This window comes from Halovenus carboxidivorans, from assembly GCF_009831575.1.
GTDB classification, from domain to species: domain Archaea; phylum Halobacteriota; class Halobacteria; order Halobacteriales; family Haloarculaceae; genus Halovenus; species Halovenus carboxidivorans.
This window is the reverse complement of sequence record NZ_WUUT01000007.1, coordinates 55,691-77,066: the sequence shown is the minus strand read 5'-3', so window position 1 is coordinate 77,066 and position 21,376 is coordinate 55,691. Positions and strand designations below refer to the sequence as shown.

At 62.8% G+C, this 21,376-nt stretch carries 22 protein-coding genes; 7 read left to right on the top strand and 15 right to left on the bottom strand.

Features of this window, described 5'->3' with window-relative positions; genetic code table 11:
• Positions 1–2 precede the first annotated feature (2 nt).
• The 11 genes from GRX03_RS15425 to GRX03_RS15375 all read right to left on the bottom strand — a co-directional run bounded on the left by GRX03_RS15425 (position 3) and on the right by GRX03_RS15375 (position 13,175).
• On the bottom strand, positions 3–1,169 hold the full coding sequence (locus tag GRX03_RS15425) for an FG-GAP repeat domain-containing protein (RefSeq protein WP_233739996.1): 1,167 nt from the start codon (positions 1,167–1,169) through the stop codon (positions 3–5).
• Between the two features lie 125 nt (positions 1,170–1,294).
• The gene (locus tag GRX03_RS15420; protein WP_159765191.1) at positions 1,295–3,076 is read right to left on the bottom strand and encodes a hypothetical protein; all 1,782 of its coding nucleotides are present in this window, start codon (positions 3,074–3,076) and stop codon (positions 1,295–1,297) included.
• 146 nt (positions 3,077–3,222) lie between these two features.
• Entirely contained in the window at positions 3,223–4,137 is a 915-nt protein-coding gene (locus tag GRX03_RS15415; RefSeq protein WP_159765189.1) for a polysaccharide pyruvyl transferase family protein, read from the bottom strand.
• A 62-nt stretch (positions 4,138–4,199) separates the two neighbouring features.
• Positions 4,200–5,348, bottom strand: coding sequence for a Gfo/Idh/MocA family protein (locus GRX03_RS15410; protein ID WP_159765187.1), 1,149 nt, complete (start codon positions 5,346–5,348; stop codon positions 4,200–4,202).
• A 44-nt stretch (positions 5,349–5,392) separates the two neighbouring features.
• The gene (locus GRX03_RS15405) at positions 5,393–5,917 is read right to left on the bottom strand and encodes a metal-dependent hydrolase (protein ID WP_159765185.1); all 525 of its coding nucleotides are present in this window, start codon (positions 5,915–5,917) and stop codon (positions 5,393–5,395) included.
• 169 nt (positions 5,918–6,086) lie between these two features.
• Complete coding sequence (locus GRX03_RS15400; protein WP_159765183.1) at positions 6,087–7,085, bottom strand: glycosyltransferase family 2 protein; 999 nt, start codon at positions 7,083–7,085, stop codon at positions 6,087–6,089.
• A gap of 102 nt (positions 7,086–7,187) precedes the next feature.
• A complete protein-coding gene (locus tag GRX03_RS15395) occupies positions 7,188–9,038 on the bottom strand; it encodes a glycosyltransferase family 2 protein (RefSeq protein ID WP_159765181.1) in 1,851 nt (616 codons plus the stop codon).
• Positions 9,039–9,276: 238 nt separating this feature from the next.
• Positions 9,277–10,563, bottom strand: a complete 1,287-nt coding sequence (locus GRX03_RS15390; RefSeq protein WP_159765179.1) for a nucleotide sugar dehydrogenase — start codon at positions 10,561–10,563, stop codon at positions 9,277–9,279.
• The gene (gene wecB, locus GRX03_RS15385) at positions 10,560–11,660 is read right to left on the bottom strand and encodes a non-hydrolyzing UDP-N-acetylglucosamine 2-epimerase (RefSeq protein ID WP_159765177.1); all 1,101 of its coding nucleotides are present in this window, start codon (positions 11,658–11,660) and stop codon (positions 10,560–10,562) included. Before wecB ends, GRX03_RS15390 begins: the two co-directional genes overlap by 4 nt.
• 219 nt (positions 11,661–11,879) lie before the next feature.
• Positions 11,880–12,155, bottom strand: a complete 276-nt coding sequence (locus GRX03_RS15380) for a PadR family transcriptional regulator (protein WP_201289265.1) — start codon at positions 12,153–12,155, stop codon at positions 11,880–11,882.
• A 237-nt stretch (positions 12,156–12,392) separates the two neighbouring features.
• Positions 12,393–13,175, bottom strand: coding sequence for a glycosyltransferase family 2 protein (locus GRX03_RS15375; RefSeq protein WP_159765173.1), 783 nt, complete (start codon positions 13,173–13,175; stop codon positions 12,393–12,395).
• Positions 13,176–13,386: 211 nt separating this feature from the next.
• Between GRX03_RS15375 and GRX03_RS15370 the strand changes: the two genes are divergently transcribed.
• Complete coding sequence (locus tag GRX03_RS15370) at positions 13,387–14,385, top strand: DUF1616 domain-containing protein (protein WP_159765171.1); 999 nt, start codon at positions 13,387–13,389, stop codon at positions 14,383–14,385.
• 25 nt (positions 14,386–14,410) lie between these two features.
• On the opposite strand, the gene GRX03_RS15365 is transcribed toward GRX03_RS15370, so the two are convergent.
• The gene (locus tag GRX03_RS15365; protein WP_159765169.1) at positions 14,411–14,713 is read right to left on the bottom strand and encodes a hypothetical protein; all 303 of its coding nucleotides are present in this window, start codon (positions 14,711–14,713) and stop codon (positions 14,411–14,413) included.
• Between the two features lie 245 nt (positions 14,714–14,958).
• On the opposite strand from GRX03_RS15365, the gene GRX03_RS15360 reads away from it, so the two are divergent.
• On the top strand, positions 14,959–15,384 hold the full coding sequence (locus tag GRX03_RS15360; RefSeq protein WP_159765167.1) for an NUDIX hydrolase: 426 nt from the start codon (positions 14,959–14,961) through the stop codon (positions 15,382–15,384).
• Positions 15,385–15,496: 112 nt separating this feature from the next.
• A complete protein-coding gene (locus GRX03_RS15355; protein ID WP_159765165.1) occupies positions 15,497–16,456 on the top strand; it encodes an NAD-dependent epimerase/dehydratase family protein in 960 nt (319 codons plus the stop codon).
• A gap of 61 nt (positions 16,457–16,517) precedes the next feature.
• On the opposite strand, the gene GRX03_RS16800 is transcribed toward GRX03_RS15355, so the two are convergent.
• The gene (locus GRX03_RS16800; protein WP_233739995.1) at positions 16,518–17,171 is read right to left on the bottom strand and encodes a DUF7344 domain-containing protein; all 654 of its coding nucleotides are present in this window, start codon (positions 17,169–17,171) and stop codon (positions 16,518–16,520) included.
• A gap of 423 nt (positions 17,172–17,594) precedes the next feature.
• Between GRX03_RS16800 and GRX03_RS15345 the strand changes: the two genes are divergently transcribed.
• The gene (locus tag GRX03_RS15345; protein WP_159765163.1) at positions 17,595–18,122 is read left to right on the top strand and encodes a DUF7344 domain-containing protein; all 528 of its coding nucleotides are present in this window, start codon (positions 17,595–17,597) and stop codon (positions 18,120–18,122) included.
• Positions 18,123–18,198: 76 nt separating this feature from the next.
• Here the strand turns inward: GRX03_RS15345 and GRX03_RS16945 are convergent, their stop codons facing one another.
• Both GRX03_RS16945 and GRX03_RS15340 read right to left on the bottom strand, forming a co-directional pair.
• Positions 18,199–18,321 (bottom strand): hypothetical protein, encoded by a 123-nt coding sequence (locus GRX03_RS16945; protein WP_267902795.1) that lies wholly within the window; start codon positions 18,319–18,321, stop codon positions 18,199–18,201.
• A 335-nt stretch (positions 18,322–18,656) separates the two neighbouring features.
• Entirely contained in the window at positions 18,657–18,998 is a 342-nt protein-coding gene (locus tag GRX03_RS15340; protein ID WP_159765161.1) for a DUF4870 domain-containing protein, read from the bottom strand.
• A gap of 138 nt (positions 18,999–19,136) precedes the next feature.
• On the opposite strand from GRX03_RS15340, the gene GRX03_RS15335 reads away from it, so the two are divergent.
• From GRX03_RS15335 to GRX03_RS15330, 3 genes are all read left to right on the top strand, one after another.
• Positions 19,137–19,484: a winged helix-turn-helix domain-containing protein gene (locus GRX03_RS15335; protein ID WP_159765159.1), complete on the top strand. Its 348-nt coding sequence runs from the start codon at positions 19,137–19,139 to the stop codon at positions 19,482–19,484.
• Complete coding sequence (locus GRX03_RS17140) at positions 19,481–19,789, top strand: DUF7521 family protein (protein ID WP_449271939.1); 309 nt, start codon at positions 19,481–19,483, stop codon at positions 19,787–19,789. The genes GRX03_RS15335 and GRX03_RS17140 overlap by 4 nt, the downstream gene beginning before the upstream one ends.
• A gap of 1,007 nt (positions 19,790–20,796) precedes the next feature.
• Entirely contained in the window at positions 20,797–21,333 is a 537-nt protein-coding gene (locus GRX03_RS15330; protein WP_159765157.1) for a hypothetical protein, read from the top strand.
• Positions 21,334–21,376: the final 43 nt, after the last annotated feature.

Genomic DNA, 21,376 nt, shown 5'->3' with positions numbered 1-21,376 from the left:
GTTCAGACCTCATTGTACCAGATATCGACGTGGTGTTGGGGGTGGTACGACTTGCCGACGATGTCGGGGCGGCCGTTGCCGGTCAGATCGACGGCTTTGGCCTCGTGTGTCCCGACGCCGGTCGCAATCGCCCGCTGCTCGAACTCCCCGTCGCCGTGGTTGAGAAACAGCAACTGCTGTGGGGTTCTGTTCTCCTCGAGGCTCATCTCACCGACGTAGATGTCCGGGTAGCCGTTCCCCGAGAAGTCGGCGATCTGCAGCGAGTGCGGGCAGAACAGGTCGTCTTTGAGGACCGTCGCCTCCCAGTCGGGCGGATCGAACCAGGCGACGCGGCCGGGGTGGCTCCCGAGTTCGGGCGAGTCTCCCTCTGCAAAGACGACCTCCAGATCGCCGTCGCCGTCGAGATCGGCCACGGCGACGCGGGTCCGATCCCACCCGGAGACGATCGGTTCGGCGTCCCAGTCCGCTCCCGACTCCGGCCGGTAGAGACTCGTTCCCGCCACCAGTTCCGTCGTTCCGTCGCCGTCGATATCGAGCACTGCCAGTCCCTCGATGTCCCGATTGTCGTCGATGACGTGCCGGTTGTGATCCGGCCACGGCGACAGCCTGGGATCCGGCGGAATGTCGTAGTAGAAGACGGTCTCGGCGTTCTGTGAGAGGCCGACGACCTCCGGGTCGCCGTCGTCGTCGATATCTGCGACCGCGAGGTCGTGGTACTTCTCGAACTCGTCGGTGATGAGGTGTCGCGTCCACTCCTCGCGCGGATCCTCCGGAATTTCGAACCAGTAGACGTCGGTGTGCCGGATGCCCTGCCCGGCCACGAGGTTCATGCGGCCGTCTCCGGTCACGTCGCCCAGCGCGGCGCCGACGTCCAGATACGGCGTGACCGAGACATCGTGGCGCTCGAAGCCCGGGTTCTCGTACCAGAAGACGTGGGTTTCGGTGAGACCGACAGCCGACCGTAACCGGCGGAACGTCGGGATCCCTCGCTGTTTCGCGGCGTCGACGAACCGCCGGCCCGGAAAGCCCTCGCCGTGTCCGCCGACGATGATGTCCTCCCGGCCGTTCCCCGTGAGATCCGTCGTCAGGCAGAACCCGAGTTTCCCACAGGGCGGGTCGGCGTCGATCTCCTCGTGGGCGAACTCCATCGCCGTGCCGAGCAGCGTCATCTGTTCCGTCCGGCCCAGTGCATCCTGGCCGGTGTCGAACCACGCGTGCTGCGAGACGGTTCCTCAGACATGTTCGGGTTACAGGACACCGGAGTACGTCTTTAGTAACCGGCTGCTACCGGCCGTTAGTTTCCGTTTTCAGCCGTCGCCGTTCCGCGAATCCGGTACTGGTTGTAATCCCCGTTGTCGTAGATCCGGTCGACGGTCCGATCCCGTTCGAGGCGAGCGAAATCACTCGGCGTGTACCGCCAGTCGTCCCGATACCCCGGGAACAGTTCGGGATACAGGATCCGCCCGCGACGGGTAACCGTCAGGTAGGCGTCCTCGCTGTAGCTCGCCCCGAGCGACGGCCGTTCGGTGTAGTTGAACCGCGCCGGAATCACAGCTCTCGAAAACGGCAGCGGCGCGTCGACGCCGTTCTGGGCGTGGTGAAATCGACGGTGGCTGAGTTCGATCCCGCCGAGTTGGTTGTCGGTGTTTCCGTGCGTGGTGATCCATTCGGACCCGGATAGCTCCATCTCCGTGACCTGTGGGTTGTCCGCTGTCCCGTACGGCGACGGATAGAACGTTACGACGGACAGCCCGGCCAGGACGACGATGGCTACCAGAAAGAACAGTCTGACCCCGGTTCGCGAGCCGACGGTGGGCCAGGAGACCCGGTCAGCGAGGAGGTAGAACAGCTGTCCCGCGAGGACGACTGCGCCGATCTTCGCGATCTGAAACGGTCGACTCGGCGGGACGATGAGGTCGACGAGCAGAAAGCAGAGTCCGCCGAAACTGAAGACGGCCAGCGTCGCCCCGAGCATCACGGTGTAACTCGTCGGCGAATAGCGTCGCCGAACGAAGAGAATCGATCCGACAGCGAGGAAGAGAAAGCCGAGCGTGAACACCGAGAAAGCGACGCCGTAGAGGGCGATCGCTTCGCGCAGAATATCGATCAGCGGCGGCGACGCTTCCTCTGCCGTCGCCGCGTAGGTGTCGACAGGAGCCTCCCCCGTTTCCGGACCGAATAGCGTGTAATACGCGGAGTTGAACCGGGTGATGATCCCCGTGAAGTTCGAGTACCACGCCAGGAAGATCACGGCCGACAGCGAGATGAAGTTCGTCGGCGTCGAGTACCGGTCGTCGATCCCCGGCACGATCCGCGCGACGAAATACAGCGAGAAAATCCCCACCAGAAAGAGCGCAGTCAGCGGGTGATACAGCAGAAGCGTCACCAGCGCGACGACGAAGGCGATCCGCGTCGACGGTGTCGGACTGCGCTGGCTCTTGAAGAACAGATAGAAGACCACCGGCAGAAAGAGCAGACTCAGATCGTACGGCCGGAGGCTGACGTGTGCGTCTCCGAGAATCGGCAACAGCACGAACGGGAGGCCGAACAGTACCCGTCGGCGCGAGTCGAACAGGTACACCAGAACGTAGTACATCCCGACGAAATACACCGCCGCGAAGACGAGCGGGACGGCCAGCCCGATTGTGAACAGATCGGCACCGGTCGCCTCGCTGACGGCCATCACGAGGAGATGCATCGGGGGGTAGATGTTGTCCCCGACACTGCCGGAACTCACGATGTCCCGAACGTACCCGATGTGGCTCATCGGATCGGCGTGTCCGTAGAGCATGTACCCCCGGACAAGCGGGAGCAGCAGGAACAGCGCGTTCGTCAGGAGCAGGAGCGCAGTGCCGAACACCCAGGTCCTGTCCTCGGGGACGGCCGCGCTAGCGACGATCGTGAGGCCGCCGAGCACGAACGCGCCGACCAGCAACAGCCAGAAGTGGCCCGGATACCCCTCGTATATCGAGATCTCGTACTGGGTCGGGTCGGGAGTCTGGAGGACGATACCGACGGCCGCGAGGAGACAGCCGAGACCGACTGCGCTGAGGAGGTGGCCTCTGTACGCGTTCATGTTAGTCGTTCGACCGACCCCGACCGCTCCACGATTGTGGGTTCTCCCCCTCGCGTCGCTGTCCAGTCGTGACGGCTCTCGGTCTCGTCGCGGCGATAGCTGACATACCACCCGATTACGTCATGCTTTCAATTGTTATTCGTCGCCTATCGTCCGGCTCGCTCGGCGTCTCGTACCGCGTGTGGATGGTCTGTCGGGTGCCGGAACGTTATCTGCGGTTCGTCGGACAGCGAGTACTCGTACACACCGCGGCCGGTGTGCTGTTCCGTATCGTACCACGTGACCGGCGTGTCCAGGATCCACCCCAAGATAGCGACGCGGACACGGTCCGTGTAGATCCGCTCGGCCCGCGCCGCCGCCCGCACCCACTGGCCGTACGACTGCTCCATCGTGCTGATGTCGTTGACCGTCAGCGGTGCGGTGATGTCCGTTCCGATCGTCGGCACGAGCGAGTTCCCGTCCGTCCGCAGAGCGAGTAGCGTGTACTCCGCGGTGTTCGAGTGCTTCGGCAGGGCGCGTTCCTCGACGTACAGCGCCGTATCGTCGTCTGCGTAGACCTCGACGTGATCGCACTGGGCGCTCGCCCGCCAGATTACGTCGTAGGAGTATTTCTCCCGACAAAAAAAGTGTGTCTCGTTGTCGACGCGCTCGAAGAGCGCGCTCGGATCGGTCTCCTCGAACTGACAGCTCTGCGGTCCGACGATGATCGGGCAGTCGAAAAACCGGGCGACGGTCAGAAAGCAGTCGATGCCGGCGCGCCGACGGTCGGTGACGTTCCCGCTGCCGTGAATGTAGACCGCCGAAACGTCCTCGAACAGCCGAGTTCGGGCGTATTGCAACTGCTGGTATCCCCACTTCGCGCTCTGTGTGAGGCCTGTGAACGAGCCCCGTGACTCGTCGAATCGGCTGTCGTCGAGGTCGATCCGCCGGATCGCCGTCCCGTCGAGATACTCCTCGAACCCCTGGCGCGTGAGTGAATCGCCGTGAGTCGATCCAGGTTGGACGGTCAGCAGCGTCCCTCCGCCGACGACATCCGTGAGTACGTTGCGAAGCTCTGTCATACCGTCCCGCCCGGTGGTCGGGACAATAGTTATGCTGGAGGTAGCGCCGGGGAACCGACAGATTACTCGTCGGCGACCGGGGCTTCGGGCCGATTCCCCCGCACGCCGCCGCGGTCGACCGAACCGTCTTCGACAATCGCTTCGAGCGGATTTCCATCGACCGTCAGCGGCAGCGAGACCCTGCCGCCCCGGCGGGCGGACTCCCAGCCCGCGAAGACGATCTCGGTCGTCTGCAGCGCGTTCTCCGCCGCGAGCGTCGACGACCTGCCTTCTTCCAGCGCCGAGACGACTTCGGCGATGGCGCGCTCGATGTACGGCGGATCGGCCAGCAGGCTGTCGGGACCCACAGGTACCCGGGAGAGCACCCGGTCGACCGGGTGTGGTTGGACCCGCCACACGCCGTCCCGACCGGTGTCGACCGACTGCCAGCCCGACTCGGCGGTTCGGAGCCGCACGGGTGGGCCGTCCACGTGACCGATCTCTATCTCACCATCTTCACCGATGAGTCTGAGTTGGCAGTCGAGAAGACCCTCAGAGCCAGTCGAGGCGAACCCGTCTACGCCGGAGTCGTATCGCCAGCGCAGCAGCCCCTCGGTCTCCTGGTACAGCCCGTACTTTCGCTCCGGGTCCCGACAGTCCACCTGACCGAGTACCCACTCGACCGGCTGTTGGTCGGTGAGATAGCCCGCCATATCGAAGAGATGCGTCCCGTAATCGTAGAGATCCGGCCCGCCGAGTTCGATCCGTTCGAGGGGCCCGATTCGACCGCCGTCGAGCAGTCGCTTCGTTTCGGTGTAGGGGGCTGCGAAGCGGCGCTGGTGGTTGATGGTGAGCTGTGTGCCGTGTGTCTCGCAGGCGTCGACCATCGCCCGACACCCGCCCCACGTGCCCGCCATCGGCTTCTCGCAGTGAACCGCCCTGACACCAGCAGCCGCGCAGCCGGTGACAATCTCTGCGTGCGTCGGCGGCGGCGTGCACACGCTGACGATGTCGGGGCCGACTATGTCGAGCATTTGCTCGTAATCCTCGTAGATCCGCTCGATTCCGAAGGTGTCGGCGAAGGCGACGGCGTTCTCCCGGACAATATCCGCGCAGGCGACCATCTCGACGCCATCGAGTCGCTCGTATGCACGTGCATGCCGGTATGCGATTGCGAACGTATCGGAGTCTTCGGGGTTTCCGGTGCCAACGACGGCGACAGTGTAGCCCATTTGTGTGCGCAACGGCTAGTCCGGATTTGGTTATCCGCTCTGTACTACCCCGGCTGGCGCCGCTCCCGGATGGTAGCTCCGATATCGACGGCGATGTAACCGAAGATGACCACGAGTAACGCTACTTCGAGGAGGAAAACGGCATCGAACATCGGGAGGTTGTCGCCGTACCCGACCGTCCGGTCCGGGTTGGCCGGCAACAGCGGCCAGAACAGGTTCGGAAACCAGTACGAGTCGGTTCCGTGAAACAGGACCGACCGAAAATCAGTCGCGATGTGTGAGAGATGGCCCCAAGCGAAGACGAGGCCAGCGAACAGCTGGTCTAACCTGGCCGCCAGTACGACCACTGCAACGAGAACCGGGACCGAGAGCACGAGCGAGTGTGCCACCATCCGCCCGCTCGGAACGACACCGAACTGCCACGCGAGCGGCTTGTCGATCACGTCGGCGGCGAGGCCACCGGCGACTGCGATCAACATGATCGGTCCGCTCGGCAACGTCCGCTCTCTGAGTACCGTATAACAGACGACCGGGAGCAGCGCCAGTATCACGTGTTTGATTGGATCCATCGGGTCTCTCCTCGGTGCGTGTGTCGACACCGCGAGTCCGAGCGCGTGTACCGTGCAGCGAACGATTCGTCGTCACTCGCGACAGCGACTGACCAGCGGTACGTGGTGTCTGAGTCGCTTCGAGCGGTACGAGATCTAGTCGTATCGACCTGTCGGTACGACTCGGCTATCACTGGTCAGTCCGTTCCGAGCGGGTTGCAGTCTCCCTGGGGAGAAACAGCAGGAGAACGATACTGAGCAGTGCTGTTGCCAGCACGGAGACGATTGTCGTCGTCGTCTGGTGCAGGATCAGGCCGACGATCAGCGGTGTCACCAACCCGACTGTCACGGCGGCGGCGACGCGACCGGGCCTGTCTCGAAGGACTGAGAGCGCGAGCGACTGCAGCAGCCCGAGCCCGTGCGTGACCGGGTGTCGTGAACTGGCGTTGTCGACATCGTAATCGATGCGGGTCGGCACCTCGGCGATGTCGTACTCCTCGCGGGCGGCCTGAAAGAGGATGTCCAGACTGGCTCCCATCCCCGATCCGATCTCCGGTGCCGTCGCCATCGTGGCGATTGCGGAGTCGTCGTACGCCCTGAACCCACACTGGCTGTCGGTCACCGCCGGGTAGGAGTAGCCGATTCGCAGTGCCAGGTTGGTCAGGGAGTTGATGACGAACAGCCCGACCCTGCGGTAGCCGGGAATATCCGGGGGCGGATCACCGACGAACCGGCTGCCGGTGACGACTTCGGCCTCGGTCTCCCGCTGTGTGGCGACCAGCGCCGGGATGTCCTCCGGGTCGTGTTGGCCGTCTGCGTCCAGAATCACGAGGTGGTCCGCGTCCCTGCTGTGTGCGTACTGGAAGATCGTGCCGAGGGTCGCTCCGTACCCCTGATTCTCCTCGTGTCTGAGCAGTGTCGCCCCGGTCGAGGCCGCCTTCTGTGCCGTCTGATCCGCGCTCCCGTCGTCGACGACGACCACCTCGTCGGCGTAGTCCCGTGCAGTGCTCGCGAGTTCACCGATTGTCTCCTCCTCGTTGTACGCAGGAATCCCGGCGACGACGCCGGGAGCGCCCCGGTCCTCGGGCAGATCAGCCCCCGGTTCGTGGTCGGATCGACTCCCTCCGACAGCGACAGCACCGGCTGTCGACCCGGAGTGAGCGGAAGAAGCGTTCTGTGGGTCTGGCACGCCCGTAGCAACGACCAGACCCAGTATTGTTACTAGTTCTATACTTTCTCGCCGACGGAGCCCGGCCAGACGTAACAGAAACCTTACCGCAGGAGGGGACTCTCACTCCCGAAGTCGATCCACGAGTCGTGTGTACAGCGTGGACGCGACGTCGTATCCGGTATCGCCCAGCATCGCGACGGCGGGTCGGGCGAGATCACCGAACGAGCGGTCGTCTTCGTACTCGAGCGCCCGGAGAAACGCGACCGGTGCGGTCAGCGACCACCCGCCGTGTCTGAGCGAGTTCTGTCCGATGGTCGTGTACGCCTTTTTCAGCGCCGCTCGACGAATACTCGGGTCGCGTTCGTCGTACAGCGGGCTGTACTCGTTGACGATCTTCAACAGTTCGTAGCCGACCGCCGGTCGTTCGGACCGTCTGTCTTCCCCGCCGCCGCGGTACACTAACGCGTCGCTGACGTGATCGAACGCGGTCCGGCGCGCCAACTCGATTCGTAGCCCGATATCGTCCGCCCCGTCCCGGTCGGCCAGCGGGAGAACGCCGTCGAGCGTCGACGCCGAGATCAGCATCGTCGACGTGGTACAGGCTTTAGGTCCGAACTGGAGGGTCTCCTCGAGGAGTCTCCCGGTCGCCGAGGGGGAGGGAACTCGTAGCCCGCTGCTGCTCGCTTCGCCGCAGAATGCGACCCCGACGTCCGGATCGGATTCGAGCAGTTCGACCTGTCGAGCGAGTTTCTTCGGATGCAGGCAATCGTCGTCGTCGAGCAACTGGACGTACTCCCCCTCCGCGGCCTCGATGCCCGTCGTCCGGGCCTGATTAGCGCCGCGGGTCTTCTCGTGTGCGATGTACCGGATGTCCTCTCCCTCGACGACCGGTCTGGCGCGCTCGATTCCCGAATCGTCGACGACGAGCAGTTCGACGGGGCTGTACGTCTGGGATTTGACGCTTGCAATCGCCCGGGAGAGCTCCTCGTTGCGGAAGTGCGTCGGAATGACGACCGAGACGAGCGGACCGTCATCCTCGTCGGAGCCGTCGGGACTCGTCTCGGCGCTTGCCCCCTTCGCCGTCGTCTGTCTGGAGGGTGGTTCCGACTGTTCGGTCTCGATTGTGAGCCACGGTACCGTCACGAGTTCGGGGGTCCTGATTCCCTCCGGATGGCCGTACATTCTGACCGGAAACGGCCAGCAGATCTCTCCGACGTTGTTCCCGTGATCGGACGTAACGACTGTCCTACCGGGGAGGTCTGCAACGAGGTCGCGGACGTACGGCAGCACGTACCAGAGGTTCTCGGTGTACGCTCGCCAGGCCGCTCCGGGGGACTGCTCGCCGTCGCGGAGATCCTTCCAGATCGGCGTCTCGTCGGCGCCCTCCTCGGCGTCCGTGGCCCGGGCCTTGCCACCCATCTGTCCGTGTTCGATTGACCGCCCGAACGGGCCGATAAACGGGTAGTGCGGCTGGACGAAATGGGCGATAATCCGACAGTCCGGGTACGCCTCCCTGGCCTCGCGGGTCGCCGTTACCATCGGCTCCGGCGGAACGGTTCCGAGGTCGCTGTCCCACTCGTCCTCCCAGACATCGATCACCTCGCGAAACACCGGATCCAGGTCGACATCGGCCCACTCTTCGACCCGGTGAATCGGATTCGCGGTCACGTAGACGGTGTCCTGGTACCGTTTCCCGTCGAATATCTCGGACAGAAACTCCGGGGTCGCGGTCGCCGTCGACGTGGTCGCCTGCAACGCTCCGTCGAGGGTGTTGTACTGGCGAAACATGTCGTACCGACAGCCGTCGAGGAGGAGAAGTTGGTCCCACTCCCGACTCATCGGATCCACGCCGTCGTCGGTCGCGAACTCGAAGTACTGCGACATGGCGATGTGGACCGCGCCGTCGACGTACTTCGGAAACCGGTCCAGCCCCAGCGGTCTGATCCGGTCGCTGTTGTGTCCACCGATCATCCGTCTACTCGCTGTCCCGATCAACCGCAGTCAGTGCGCGGAGAGTGCTCTCCCCGAAACTCTCCTGGTAGCAACTGTCAACTGGCGAACGCTGGCTCGGTCGTCCGGGCGCCGCTTTCCGACGGCTCGTACTCATCATGCTGGGGGGCAATTTCAGGAGCGTGGGCATAGTTAAGCAGTTGCTAAGCCGCGTACAGGGGCGGCTAACGGCGACCCGGGATCGGTCCGGTCGGCCGTTTCAGATCTGGCGGACTGCGAACCCCGCCTCCCGCCATCGCGGTGCGTCGAGGTGTGCCTTCGTATCGATTAGGAGCGCTTCGTGCATTCGCTCGGCGATTGGCTCCGGATCGAGGTCGGCGTACTCGTCGTGATCCGTCGTCACCACCAGTGCATCTGCCCCGGCGGTCGACGAATCGAGGTCCGCGAGGTCGAGCGTCGGATCCGTGACGTGTGGATCGTGAATTTCGACCTCGATGTCTCCGGTCGGGCCGCCGTCAGTCGCGAGTTCCGCCGTCTCTCGATCCGCCAGCGTTCTCGCGAGTTCGAGCCCCGGGCTGTTACGGGCATCCGAGACGTTACCTTTGTAGGCAACGCCGAGGATCGCGATTTTCGTGCCGTCGAGACTGTTCAGTTCCCGTTCGAGCAACTCGATCACGAACTCCGTCATTCCGTCGTTGACCTCGCGAGCGGTCGAGATGAGTTCGATCTGGTCGGAGCCGGTGCCGAGGAACCACGGGTCGATCGGCAAGCAGTGGCCGCCGACGCCGGGACCGGGCTGGAGGATATCGACGCGCGGATGGGCGTTGGCCAGGTCGATCGCCTCACGCGAGTCGATCCCGTAATCGTCCGCGAGACGGGCAATCTCGTTCGCCAGCGCGATGTTCACGTCCCGGTAGGTGTTCTGGATGAGTTTGACGAACTCCGCGGTGGTCGGGTCGTCCGTCGTCCGAATCTCGCCGCTGACGAAGGAGTCGTACAGACGCACCGCCGACTCCGTAGAAACGCCGTTGACGCCGCCGAGCGTCCGGTCGTTCTCCCGCAGTTCGGAGATGATGTTGCCCGGTAGCACCGTCTCCGGGCAGTGGACGAGCGCGAAGTCGGTCCCGGCGGTGAGGCCCGTCGACTCCAGGATGGGCTGGAGCTGTTCAACCGTCGTTCCCGGAGGGACTGTCGATTCGAGGATGACGGTATCCCCGGCCCGGAGCAGCGGCGCGAGCCCGTGGGCCGCGTCCCGGAGGTAGGAGAGATCCGCCGTCCGCTCGGTTTGGTCGAACGGCGTCGGCACGCAGATGATGTGGTATTTCGCCTGTACGATTTCGTCGGTGATCTCCAGTTGTGCCGATTCGAGCGCCTGAGTGACGAACGCCCGTAGCCCGGGTTCGTCGAGGTGCACGTCTCCGTTCTGGAGGTCTCCTCTGACCGTCTCGTCGGCGTCGTACCCGTAGACATCGTGCCCGTAGTTGGCGAGCATCGCCGCGGTCGGGAGCCCGATGTACCCCAGGCCGTGGATACAGACCGAACTCATTGGGGCACCTCCTCGGGAGCACGGGTGACCGCCTGTAGGATCTGTTCGCCCGCGGTCCCGTCCCCGAACGGGTTCTCCCAGTCGCCGTCGGTGTCGATCATCTCCTCGACGCGGTGGATGATCGTCGCCGGGTCCGGCCCCGCGAGCACGTTCGCCCCGGCCGAAATAGTCTCCGGACGTTCGGTGTTGTCCCGGAGCGTCACGCAGGGCGTGCCGAGGATGCAGGCTTCCTCCTGAACGCCGCCGGAGTCGGTCAGGATTATCGACGCCGCGTCTTCGAGGCGAATAAATTCGAGATACTCACGGGGCTCGACCAGGCGAATCGGCTCCGGGACAGTGATGTCGAACTCCTCGATGCGCTCTCTGGCGCGGGGATGAATCGGGTACACGACCGGCAGCCCGTGACTGTCTCCCGCCCTGCTCGCCCCGAACAAGAGCGCCCGGAACCGCTCCGGATCGTCGACGTTCTCGGCGCGGTGCAGCGTCATCACCGCGTAGTCGTCCTCGTCGAGACCGAGATCCGCGAGCGCGGTCGTCCGCTCTCTGGCTAACTCCTTGTGTCGTTCGAGAGCGTCGACGACGGTGTTGCCGGTAACCTCGATCCGTTCCTCGGGGATTCCTTCTGCGAGCAGATTGTCTCGGCTCTGCTCTGTCGGTGCGAAACAGCGGTCCGCGGCGTGATCCGCGAGCGTTCGGTTGGTCTCCTCGGGCATCTCGCGGTCGCCGCTTCGGAGTCCGGCCTCGACGTGGCCCAGACGTACGTCCAGTTTGCTGGCCGCGAGCGCGCCCGCGAGGACGCTGTTCGTGTCCCCCTGGACGAGCACGGTCTCCGGATCACACTCCTGGAGGATCCGCTCGACGCCGATCAGCATCTCGCCGGTCTGCTTGCCGTGATCTGCGGAGCCGACGCCGAGGTTGTAGTCGGGATCCGGGAGCCCGAGTTGGTCGAAAAACACCGAATCGAGCGTCTCCGAGTAGTGCTGGCCGGTGTGGATCAGGGTGTGCGGAACGGATCGGCGCTCACACGCCTGGATCACGGGCGCGAGTTTGATGATCTCGGGTCTGGTCCCGAGAACGAGAGCGATGCCGTTGCTCATACTCCGTCACCGGTTGGTGCTCGGTCGGCCGCGCTGTGGCTCCGAACTGTACTCCGGTGAACCGCGAGTGCTGTTCGATTAGCAGTACGAACCCGCAGCGGGGCAGGACGACGGGCAGTGCGGGACATGGTTGCACTGGCCGGAAAGCAGCCTTTGTTATACACATCCTCACGAGGCGACGGGGGAACGAGCCAGCGGGTAGCACCCGGCTACCGCCTCTCAGTCGAAGGTAACGTACTCGTCCTCCCAGCGCCGCCGAGCCTGCAGTTTCTCCCGGCCAGTCTCCGAGACCGTGTAGACGTTCGTCCGGCGGTCACGTTGGCCCTTCTCCAGATAGCCCTCGTCGACGAGCGTGTCGAGGTTCGGGTACAGCCGCCCGTGAGTGATCGTCTCGTCATCGGTTTCGAGTTCGGCTTTGATCGCCTGCCCGGAGGGCTCGTCTGCACCACAAGCGACGTAGAGGATGTCGCGCTGAAAGCTCGTCAGATCGAACAGTGGCACACCCATTGTACAGCCAACGCCGTCGACGACCTTTGTTATGAGAGGCTGAATAGTGCGGACAAAACCCACCGACGGAAGGCCGGAGCGGACCGTAGACTTATGAACTCCGATGGCGTACGTTCAGATGGTATCCGAGCCGCTCGGCAAGCCAGCTTGTGTGCCAGCAACCTGCGTGCCGTGGGCCTCGGGTGCCCTTCTTGATACGGCGTAGATAGTGCTACGCCGGGAGTTTTACTCGCCGGAGTGCGAGGAGCGGGTCGGTCCTGCGTCTTCGGTGCCGAAGTCGGTGTCGAGGAGCCCGGCGATTCGACCAAGCGTCCCGGCGATTGTCTCCCCGCTTTTCGCGAGTGTCACCGCCGGGGACCGACGGACGTAGTTTCGCGGGGAGAACAGATCGGCGAGGGCCCTGACGAGGATCCGAGTCTGAGGGAATCCCTTCTGCTTGAGGTAGTACGGCGTTCCTTTCTCCAGATAGTAGGTCTTGTGCCAGTAGTCACGGATCGACTCCGCGTAGACGTGATCGACGACCATCTCGGGGTTGTACCAGATATCGTACCGCTGGCGGACGCGGTCGGCGAGTTCTTTCTCCTCGTGGCCCCATCCCATCGTCTCGTCCCAGCCACCGACCGCGTCGAGCGCCTCCTTTCGCATCCCCATGTTACAGCCCCAGAAGTAGTCGACGGTGCGTGGTTCCGGGCCGAAGTCGTAGTGGTTCGTGAGTTGGCCGGCGAAGACGTCGTCTCGCGGATGGACCGTCCGGCCCGCGACGGCGGCGGCGTCTTCGAGCGTCGCTGCCGCCTCGGTGAGATACCCCTCTCTGGGCATCGAGTCGTCGTCGAGGAAGAGAATCTTCTCGGCCGCCGCTCGGCGGTAACCTTCGTTTCGCGCGCGTGTGACCGGCACGTCGTCCCGGACGATCACCTCGTAGTCCTCGAACGGGCAGCGGTCGAGATACTCGATCGCTTCGATCTCCGAGCGCGGGCGGACGGTCGGAATGACGACACTGAGTTCCATACAGACGGACACCGGAACCGTCGGCAGTGGGGGTCATTACTATGCACTCCCTTCCCGGCGTCGCGGCCCGGACCGACGGCCGCCAGTACGTCGGTCGACGGTAGCCAGGAGGGGCCAGACACCCGCCGGTGGGGACCACGGACGAAATCAACGCGGCCGCGGGCGTGGTAGGGAGTGAGTAATTTTGTGTAACGGGAGGATTGCCCGGAGTATGTCCTACCGTGGTGAATCCGAATCGTCTTTCCCGATCGATCTGCTTGCCGTCGGTCTGCTGGGACTGTACACGCTCGGTGTCGCTGCCGGCGTCGTCGGTGACGTTCCCGGCCGCAGACCGCTCGGTGTCGCCGCGTTGCTGTTCGCGCCGGGGTACGCGCTCGTGTGCGGGTTGTTCCCCCGCGAGCGCGGCCAGGAAACCATTACCGAGGTCTTCGAACCGACTGTCGGTGAGGACGCCGGACAAATTACCGTCATCGAGCGGTTGCTGCTCGGCGTGGGGATGAGTCTCTGTCTGGTCCCGCTTCTCGGACTGGGGCTGGTATTCGTCGGGGTCGGCGTTCAGTCCGCCGGAATGCTCGGGGCCACCGGACTGACCACAGTCGTGCTCACGGTGATCGCCGGAGTCCGGAGGCGGCAGGTACTCCCCTGGGAGCGGTTCGATCCACTGCCGGCGGATCTGTCCCGCGACTCGGTAAGATGGTCGGGCGAACTGGACTTGCGGACGGGGTTGAGCGTCCTGCTGGCGATCGGGTTCGTCGTCGCCGGTGCTGGTATCGGCGTCGCGGTGCTGGAGACCGATCGCGGCGAACAGTTCACCGAGTTCGGACTCGTGACAGAAGATCCGGAGACCGGCGAACTGACCGCCGACGACTATCCCGACGAACTCACGCCAACACAGTCCGAGCGCATCCAGGTCACAGTGACGAACAACGAGGGACGGCCCGTCGAGTACACCGTCGTGACGCTGGTCGAATCACTCGATTCCAACGGGAACCGCCAGCAAGCAGAGCGGGTCGACAGTTTCCGGGTGTCAGTCGAAAACGGCGAAACCGTTCGAGAGCAGCGCTCGCTCGACCCGGAGATGTCGGGCACGAATCTCCGATTGACCTATCTGCTGTACGTCGGTTCACCGCCGGACGAGCAGACGCCGGCGACGGAAACCGCCTACCGGAGCGTCCACCTCTGGGTCGATGTCCCGACCGGCGGTAACTGATTGCGCCGGTAAACGTCCATCCCGTTTATACGACCGCGGCAACTCGTTCGCTGACGATATACGCCAGGACGAGCCAACCGGCCGCCTTCACCCAGCGCAGTCGCCGCCACCACACCGCCTCGGGTTCCGCCGGCGCGAACACCTCGCTGGTGATGAGAAACCAGACGAACCCGAGCACGAAGTACCGTCGCCACGAGAACTCGTCGAGCGACCAGAACACGATCGGAAGCGCACTCAGGAAGACGACAAGCGTCACGACGAAGAGCCTGAACCGGTCCTGTTGTGCCTCGAACCCCGCTACGGTCTGCGTTTGTCGAACCCACGTCATAACAGTGTATTCGTCCTATCGTTGCGCTCGTCACCGTTTAGTAATGGCCCGCTATCGGTTCCGAGACCGAGTGGTACATAGAATCTACTCGTCGTCGAGCGGGACAGCAGCGCCGAACGCCGTCACCGCCGTGATCGCGGCCGCAGCCGTGGCGAACGTCGAGCCACGAGACAGGTTCCGCGGCTGTCGGGTCGACGACTGTATACGGTCTGTACTTTAGTACCAGCACGGGAAACCAGCGGGGTATGTCCAGCCGAACCGAACGCCAACCGGCGCCGCGTCCACGTATCAGAGAGAGCGCGAAGGCGCTGTTGACCCGTGGCGACAGGACACTCATCGTCAAGGAGCGTCACGGCGACGGCACGCCCTTCTGGACGCTTCCCGGGGGCGGAATCGAAGCCAACGAGTCTCGGCCCGCGGCGCTACGGCGGGAGCTGGCCGAGGAACTGCAGTGTCAAAGCGCCGTCGGCGAGCGAGTCAGCCGGTTCTGGTACGCCCACACCAGCCGCGATATGACCATCTCCCTCTGCTCGGTCTACGACTGCGTCCTCGTGACGGCGGCCAGCCCGAACCTGACAGAGGGTGTGATCGCGAAACGGTGGGCCGCACCCGACGAACTACCCTCGAACACCCTCCCTCAGGTGCGGTATCTCATCGAGAGACGCAGCTAACGGTATCTCATCGGAAGACGGAATCGACGGTGTCGAACCGGGTCACGTACCGCGGCTTCCGAACGCGGGCTATCCGCTGTATAACAATACCGGCATTCCCGCAAGAACGGGTATGCATTCCCCACTCGGAATCGATGCGGGGGAGTACGATGTGACCGACAGACGGATCCTCGTCACCGGAGGCGCGGGGTTCATCGGCAGCCACCTCGTCGACACGCTCGTCGAGGATAACGCCGTGACAGTCCTGGACGATTTCTCGAACGGGCGCGCGGAGAACGTCCACCTGAACGCGAACGTGATCGACGGGGACGTGCGTGACAGAGAGGTGCTCAAACGAGCGATGCGCGATACAGAGATTGTCTTTCACCAGGCCGGCATCGTCAGCGTCGAACAGTCGATCAGTTCACCGACGACGAGCCACGATGTCAACGCCGGCGGCGCGGTGACGGTCCTCGACGTCGCCAGACAGACCGACACGCGCGTGGTTGCCGCCTCCAGCGCGGCGGTGTACGGTCACCCGCCCGAGGTGCCGATTTCGGAGGACACGCGGTTTCGGCCGACCTCTCCGTACGGCATCGACAAGGCGACACTCGATCATTACACGCGACAGGTCGAGACGCTGTACGGTCTTCCGACCGTCTCGTTGCGGTACTTCAACGTCTACGGCCCCCGGCAGTCGGCGACAGATTACAGCGGCGTGATCAGTACGTTCGGCGCCCAGGCCGCCGCGGGTGAGCGTCTGACCGTACACGGTGACGGCACGCAGACGCGGGATTTCGTCCACGTCTCCGACGTCGTCCGGGCGAATCTCTGTGCCGCGACGACAGATCACACCGGCGAGGCGTTCAACATCGGGACGGGTGAACAGACGAGTATCAACGAACTCGCCGCGCTGGTCTGTGAGGTGACCGGCTCCGACCCCGGAGTGACACACACCGCCGGACGGGACGGTGATATCGACCACAGCTGTGCTGATACGGACAAGGCAAGCAATCGACTCGGGTTCGAGGCCGAAGTCGACCTCGCCAGCGGTCTCCGGACGATACTCACGCCGTCCCGACGAACACAGTAACCCACGCAGTCGTTCGACCGATCCGCACACGACGGTGCCGTGAGCCAATCGAAGGGACAGATCACTTACTATCCGAGACGAATCTGACACTCTGAACGACCGTCAAGCCTACCAGCGGAAACAGTCCCACGACGAGCGGCACCGATCGGAACGGTTCTGCGCCGGCCCACGCGGCGAGTACCACCAACACGCTTCCGAGTGCGACGCCGAGATACAGCCGGTACCACCGGCGGGGGTCCGGCGAGTCCAGGTACGGTTCGAGCTGTCCGGCGTTCGGGCCGCGTTCGATCGTCCCCCGATTTTTCTCGAACTCGATCACGTCCGCGTCGTCCATCTTCGGGAGATGACTCTGGTACAGCCCGACGTAGACGCGTTTGCGCTGCTGTGACGTGATCGCTCGCGGGGTGGTGTCGTTCTCCGCCGCCGCGATGTGCTCCGCGACATCGCTGAGACTCGCCTCGCCGTCGTTGTCGTACAGATACCTGAGCGTCTCGCGGCGGCGACTGTTTTTCAGTAAGCCGAACACCCGATCGATCGAGAGATCATATCCGTCGCCGTCGCTCTCCGAGCCTGCCCGGTCGAGCGCGCTCGGTCGGTCCGAGCCGCCGTGTATCTCGTCTATCTTCGCAGGGATGGACTCTTTTTCGGGCGGGTCGCTCCTCGAGGAATCGTCCGACGAGGAGACGACCCGACGGTCGATGTACGGTTCCGTCATGGCCGTCTCCACCCGTCGGGACGCTGGCCGACGCTCCCGCCGACAGGCCACGAGATGCGGCGAATCCACGTTGTCTCGGTCACGCGCATTTGTGTAAGCAACAAGAGAGGTTATCTTTGTTATACTCCTCCTTGCGACGGGTTAGAGTGGTCACAACGGGGTGGACAGCCCGCGGCTGGGAGGACGCTCAGCGGCGGCGACACGGAGTCGGGAATAACCGCAACCTACCGGAATCAGTCGCTGTTCCCGCGAGAGTAACTTGAAGACAACAAAGTGACCGGAAGGAAAATCGGGGGATAGCTCTGCACCGAAATGTCGACACCCGGGCCGGGGATGCACCGTCGTGGTGGGGCGGGCGCACCGGTTTGGGGAACGCGCTCGCCCGACCGATCGGTAGCCACGCGTATACGCGAAGAGGTCACTATGGGAACCAGTGAATCCGACCTGTCTCAAGATGTCGTGTTTGATATTCTCAGCAGCCCGCGGCGTCGGTACGTGCTGTATCACCTTCGGACGACCGGGGAGACGGTGCAGTTGACCGACCTCGCCGAAGAGGTCGCGGCCTGGGAGAACGACACGGATCCGAGCGAGATTACCGAACAGGAACGCAAGCGGGTCTACGTCTCGCTGTACCAGACACACATCCCCAGGCTCGCCGAGGTCGGTCTGATCGAGTACGACAAGGACACCGGAGAGATCGCGCTCGCCGACCAGGCCAGGGACATCGACAGATATCTCGACGCCAACTCGCGGTACCCCTGGCAGCGGATCTATCTGGTCCTGGCCGGGCTCTCGGCCGCCCTGCTCGCCGTGACTGTCGTCGTGGACCCGATCCCGGAACTGGCGGTGTCGGCGATCATCGTCTTCGCGTTTCTCATGACTGTAATCGTACACGTCGTGACTCGGCTGCGGAAGCGACGGTCGGTCCCGGACGAGCTGTCGATGAAATAATCGGTCGGAGTAACCCGACCGTGTGGCTCGAAAGGACGTCTTTTGAAGGGCCGTGCAAGCACAGCGGGGACAGCGGCTACTCCTTGCCGTCAGGTGAAACGGAATCGGGGAGCAGTTGTTCCGGCTCTCGTCGGAACACCGGCGTGTTCGCGAACTTCTCGATCCGTTCCATCTCTGCCTCTGTTATATGCTGTGGCATCACTTGTATAAGCACCCATATGTGAATAGTAATTATTCGCCTATTCAGATCTGATTGCGAGTAAGTTACGTATATAAATTTTGTATATGGTACATAACGGGGGCAGTATTGGACGAATATGAACTTTCTGGGGATCGATACCCCAGGGGCGCTCGGGAAGATGAGTCGCTGAGGGGAGCGAACCGCCGCGGGAATCTACGTTTCGGTGATGGCCGGTCGCCAAGGGACTGGCCCCTATCCCGGAGAAATCCGGATCGCTCGGAACGAAGTCGGTACAACACAGAGACGTGACGACAGAACCGTCGATGCCCCTGGGTAAACTATCCCAAACAGAGCTAGAGTAACTGTGGAACAAACGGATACGGCCAGGCCTCCCCGTAGTATGCTCTCACACTCGCTAACAGCGCAACGCTCACGGTCACAACTCCGGCGCTCACTGCCAGTACTACCCCCGCGAGTTCGCTCACGGCGAGCCCAATCAGTACGATTCCGACAGTAAGAGCCGAAAGAGGGATGTGCCAATTCAGCGCGTTCCTCGCATTTCGTTCCACAAATTTGTCGTCCGACAAGAGGTACACGAAGACGAGGCCGAATAGTCCGGAAAACAGCCCGATAGCGTGGACGAGTGACGCGATCAGTGTGTCCCCCTTCTGGGTCTCCATATCAGTGGTTGTCATCAGGCAGTACGACGAACTGTCGTATAAAAGATAGATGGGCATAGTTCCAACACGTGGAACTCCGGAACACCACTCATGTATTTCCAGTCATAAATTACACATGAACGCGGCGAAAAATCAACGCAACGCCCGAGTTCGATGTCCAACGAAGAACTTAGACGGCTGTTGGATGTGCTTAGCGACCGGCATACAGTGAAAATTCTGCAAGAAACGATGGACGAACCAAAGTCGGCTAAGAAGTTAAGCGAGGTGTGCGACATCTCCCCGCAGTCGGTCTATCGGCGGACAGACGAACTCACGTCGCTCGGGTTAATGGAAACGGAGAAGAGATACGACCCCGACGGACACCACTTCACCGTATTTAGTTCATCTCCGGCGAAGGTATCGGTCGAAATTACCGAAGAAACGGTCAATATAACCGTTACGACAGAAGAGACGATGGCAGATCGTCTCACAGATTTTATCACTCGATCGAACGATCAATGACCGGGATACCCACGTGGCACCCAATCGGGTTGATCGGCGTGTGTTTTGCACTGCTCTCTTTGCTACTCGGGGTGGGTGTTGCGCTTTTGGCTGTACAGGGATACGTCGAGAACGATGCCCGGCCGATGCTGTTCGTCGCAGTTGGATTTGTCCTCGTCGTTGTGGTACCACTAGTCGCATTGGTTGGCATGATGTTGTCGACAGAACAGATAATCATCTGGACCGTTTCCGCTGCGGTGCAAGCGGTAGGCCTCTGTCTGATCTTGTATGGTCTCTGGAAGCCGACGCGAACGGAAGTCATTTGAGGGCCGGTCGTAGCGATCGGCAACGCGGTACGTTCCGCTTCGAGGATGGTCTGGTGATGTACGTCTGTGATATTGTACGCGTATCTAACCGGTCACGGTAGCTGTGCTGGAGAGCTCATACGACGGTTGCGTGTGATTCCAGGGCGGTAGGGGTATGCGGGGAATCGAAGTACTGCTACCCGCGCAGCCAGTCACCTCGATACAGGAAGGTAGCATGACTGCTGTACGACCGATTGCGGCCCCGAGCCCAAGGAGCACAGTCGGGTCAGGTACAAACGAGAGACCGAGCGCGCTTCCGATAAAAGGCCAACGAGCAGACTGAAGACGAAGCGAGCGGAGGGACATACCATACTCGGGTAGAGACCCAGATAGTGATATCACTGGTGGAGACACATTCTATACGTGGGTGTGTATCAGGAGATAGTCCCTCTGTATTGTGGAAAGCGTGTATCTGGTACTTCTTCTCGGCTACTGCCCACGAAAACGGGTGCCAGCTCACGGTCCCCGCTAAGCGTCAGTTAGCGTGAGGACGAAAGGTCCCGCAGAATCTGTGGAGTATTGGTATTAGGCATATAACAGTAAGTCACCTGCCACGAGCCCCCTGCATGGGTGAAGAATCTGGCCCTGGCGACCGGGAGAAACGACGAGAGCGGCGACGAACCGTGCTAAAAGCGATCGGCAGTGCTCTGTTCGTCGGCGGCGCTGCCAATGCGACCGCTCGCGGGCCACCGGACGGAGCAGGCCCGCCCGGCGGGACAGGCCCACCGTGAAAAAGACGGGGTAGAACCAGCAGTGGAAACGGGAACGGCCAGCCGAAGAATAAACAACAGCCGACGGATCGAACGATTACATGGGACGGGAGGCGCGGGCGCGAGTACGCCGAGCAGGACTGTGCCGGCGTCGCGGTCTGGCACTGGGTCCTGACGCCGGGCGGTCCGGAAGCGTTCACCTCGCTCGGTCCGCTCGAAGTGACGTTCGAGGACGGCGGGAGTCAGACTGCTCAAGGAATGCAGCGAGGCAACGGTGCGTACCACTTTTACGTCCGCCGGAGCGGTGGCGGAGAGATCACCGCTGCGTCTGTCGAGGCGACCGGCGGCGGCAGGAACGCGTTGCTGACGATCAGCGACGGCGGGTGCGAGGGGGCGGGCACCCTGTACTGGCAGGTCGACTTCGGTCAGGGGGCCGTGAAGAACCCGCCGAGCTACTGGCCCGACGACGTGATGGCGGCGCTCGGGAACTCCGAGGACGGAGTTACGGAAAACCCGTCGCTCCGCAGACAACTGACTGACGGGCAACTCAAGGACGTGACCATCGTGAACAACCGGTTCGAGTTCGATGTCGCGGACAACCCGACGGAGGCGACGGTCGAGTTCGAGCTCCCAGACGGGGAAGAGGAAGGGCGCAGACTGCACGTCTCGTCGTGGACTCTGCCGGGCGAATTCGACGAGGAAGAGATAGAAGACCAGGAACTCGAAGACTCGGTTGTGGAGGAGTTCGAGGCCGGAGAACGCGGCTCGTTGACTGTCGACATCCCACAATTATAGTAGAGCGGAAGATCCACGCACTGATACGAAAGAGCCGTTGAGC

Bases quoted from the DNA above. Each gene is read 5' to 3' on its own strand.
- GRX03_RS15425 (WP_233739996.1), bottom strand. From the start codon at position 1,169: ATGACGCTGCTCGGCACGGCGATGGAGTTCGCCCACGAGGAGATCGAC.
- GRX03_RS15420 (WP_159765191.1), bottom strand. From the start codon at position 3,076: ATGAACGCGTACAGAGGCCACCTCCTCAGCGCAGTCGGTCTCGGCTGT.
- GRX03_RS15415 (WP_159765189.1), bottom strand. From the start codon at position 4,137: ATGACAGAGCTTCGCAACGTACTCACGGATGTCGTCGGCGGAGGGACG.
- GRX03_RS15410 (WP_159765187.1), bottom strand. From the start codon at position 5,348: ATGGGCTACACTGTCGCCGTCGTTGGCACCGGAAACCCCGAAGACTCC.
- GRX03_RS15405 (WP_159765185.1), bottom strand. From the start codon at position 5,917: ATGGATCCAATCAAACACGTGATACTGGCGCTGCTCCCGGTCGTCTGT.
- GRX03_RS15395 (WP_159765181.1), bottom strand. From the start codon at position 9,038: ATGATCGGTGGACACAACAGCGACCGGATCAGACCGCTGGGGCTGGAC.
- GRX03_RS15390 (WP_159765179.1), bottom strand. From the start codon at position 10,563: ATGAGTTCGGTCTGTATCCACGGCCTGGGGTACATCGGGCTCCCGACC.
- wecB (WP_159765177.1), bottom strand. From the start codon at position 11,660: ATGAGCAACGGCATCGCTCTCGTTCTCGGGACCAGACCCGAGATCATC.
- GRX03_RS15375 (WP_159765173.1), bottom strand. From the start codon at position 13,175: ATGGAACTCAGTGTCGTCATTCCGACCGTCCGCCCGCGCTCGGAGATC.
- GRX03_RS15370 (WP_159765171.1), top strand. From the start codon at position 13,387: ATGTCCTACCGTGGTGAATCCGAATCGTCTTTCCCGATCGATCTGCTT.
- GRX03_RS15365 (WP_159765169.1), bottom strand. From the start codon at position 14,713: ATGACGTGGGTTCGACAAACGCAGACCGTAGCGGGGTTCGAGGCACAA.
- GRX03_RS15360 (WP_159765167.1), top strand. From the start codon at position 14,959: ATGTCCAGCCGAACCGAACGCCAACCGGCGCCGCGTCCACGTATCAGA.
- GRX03_RS15355 (WP_159765165.1), top strand. From the start codon at position 15,497: ATGCATTCCCCACTCGGAATCGATGCGGGGGAGTACGATGTGACCGAC.
- GRX03_RS16800 (WP_233739995.1), bottom strand. From the start codon at position 17,171: ATGACGGAACCGTACATCGACCGTCGGGTCGTCTCCTCGTCGGACGAT.
- GRX03_RS15345 (WP_159765163.1), top strand. From the start codon at position 17,595: ATGGGAACCAGTGAATCCGACCTGTCTCAAGATGTCGTGTTTGATATT.
- GRX03_RS16945 (WP_267902795.1), bottom strand. From the start codon at position 18,321: ATGCCACAGCATATAACAGAGGCAGAGATGGAACGGATCGAGAAGTTC.
- GRX03_RS15340 (WP_159765161.1), bottom strand. From the start codon at position 18,998: ATGACAACCACTGATATGGAGACCCAGAAGGGGGACACACTGATCGCG.
- GRX03_RS15335 (WP_159765159.1), top strand. From the start codon at position 19,137: ATGTCCAACGAAGAACTTAGACGGCTGTTGGATGTGCTTAGCGACCGG.
- GRX03_RS17140 (WP_449271939.1), top strand. From the start codon at position 19,481: ATGACCGGGATACCCACGTGGCACCCAATCGGGTTGATCGGCGTGTGT.
- GRX03_RS15330 (WP_159765157.1), top strand. From the start codon at position 20,797: ATGCAGCGAGGCAACGGTGCGTACCACTTTTACGTCCGCCGGAGCGGT.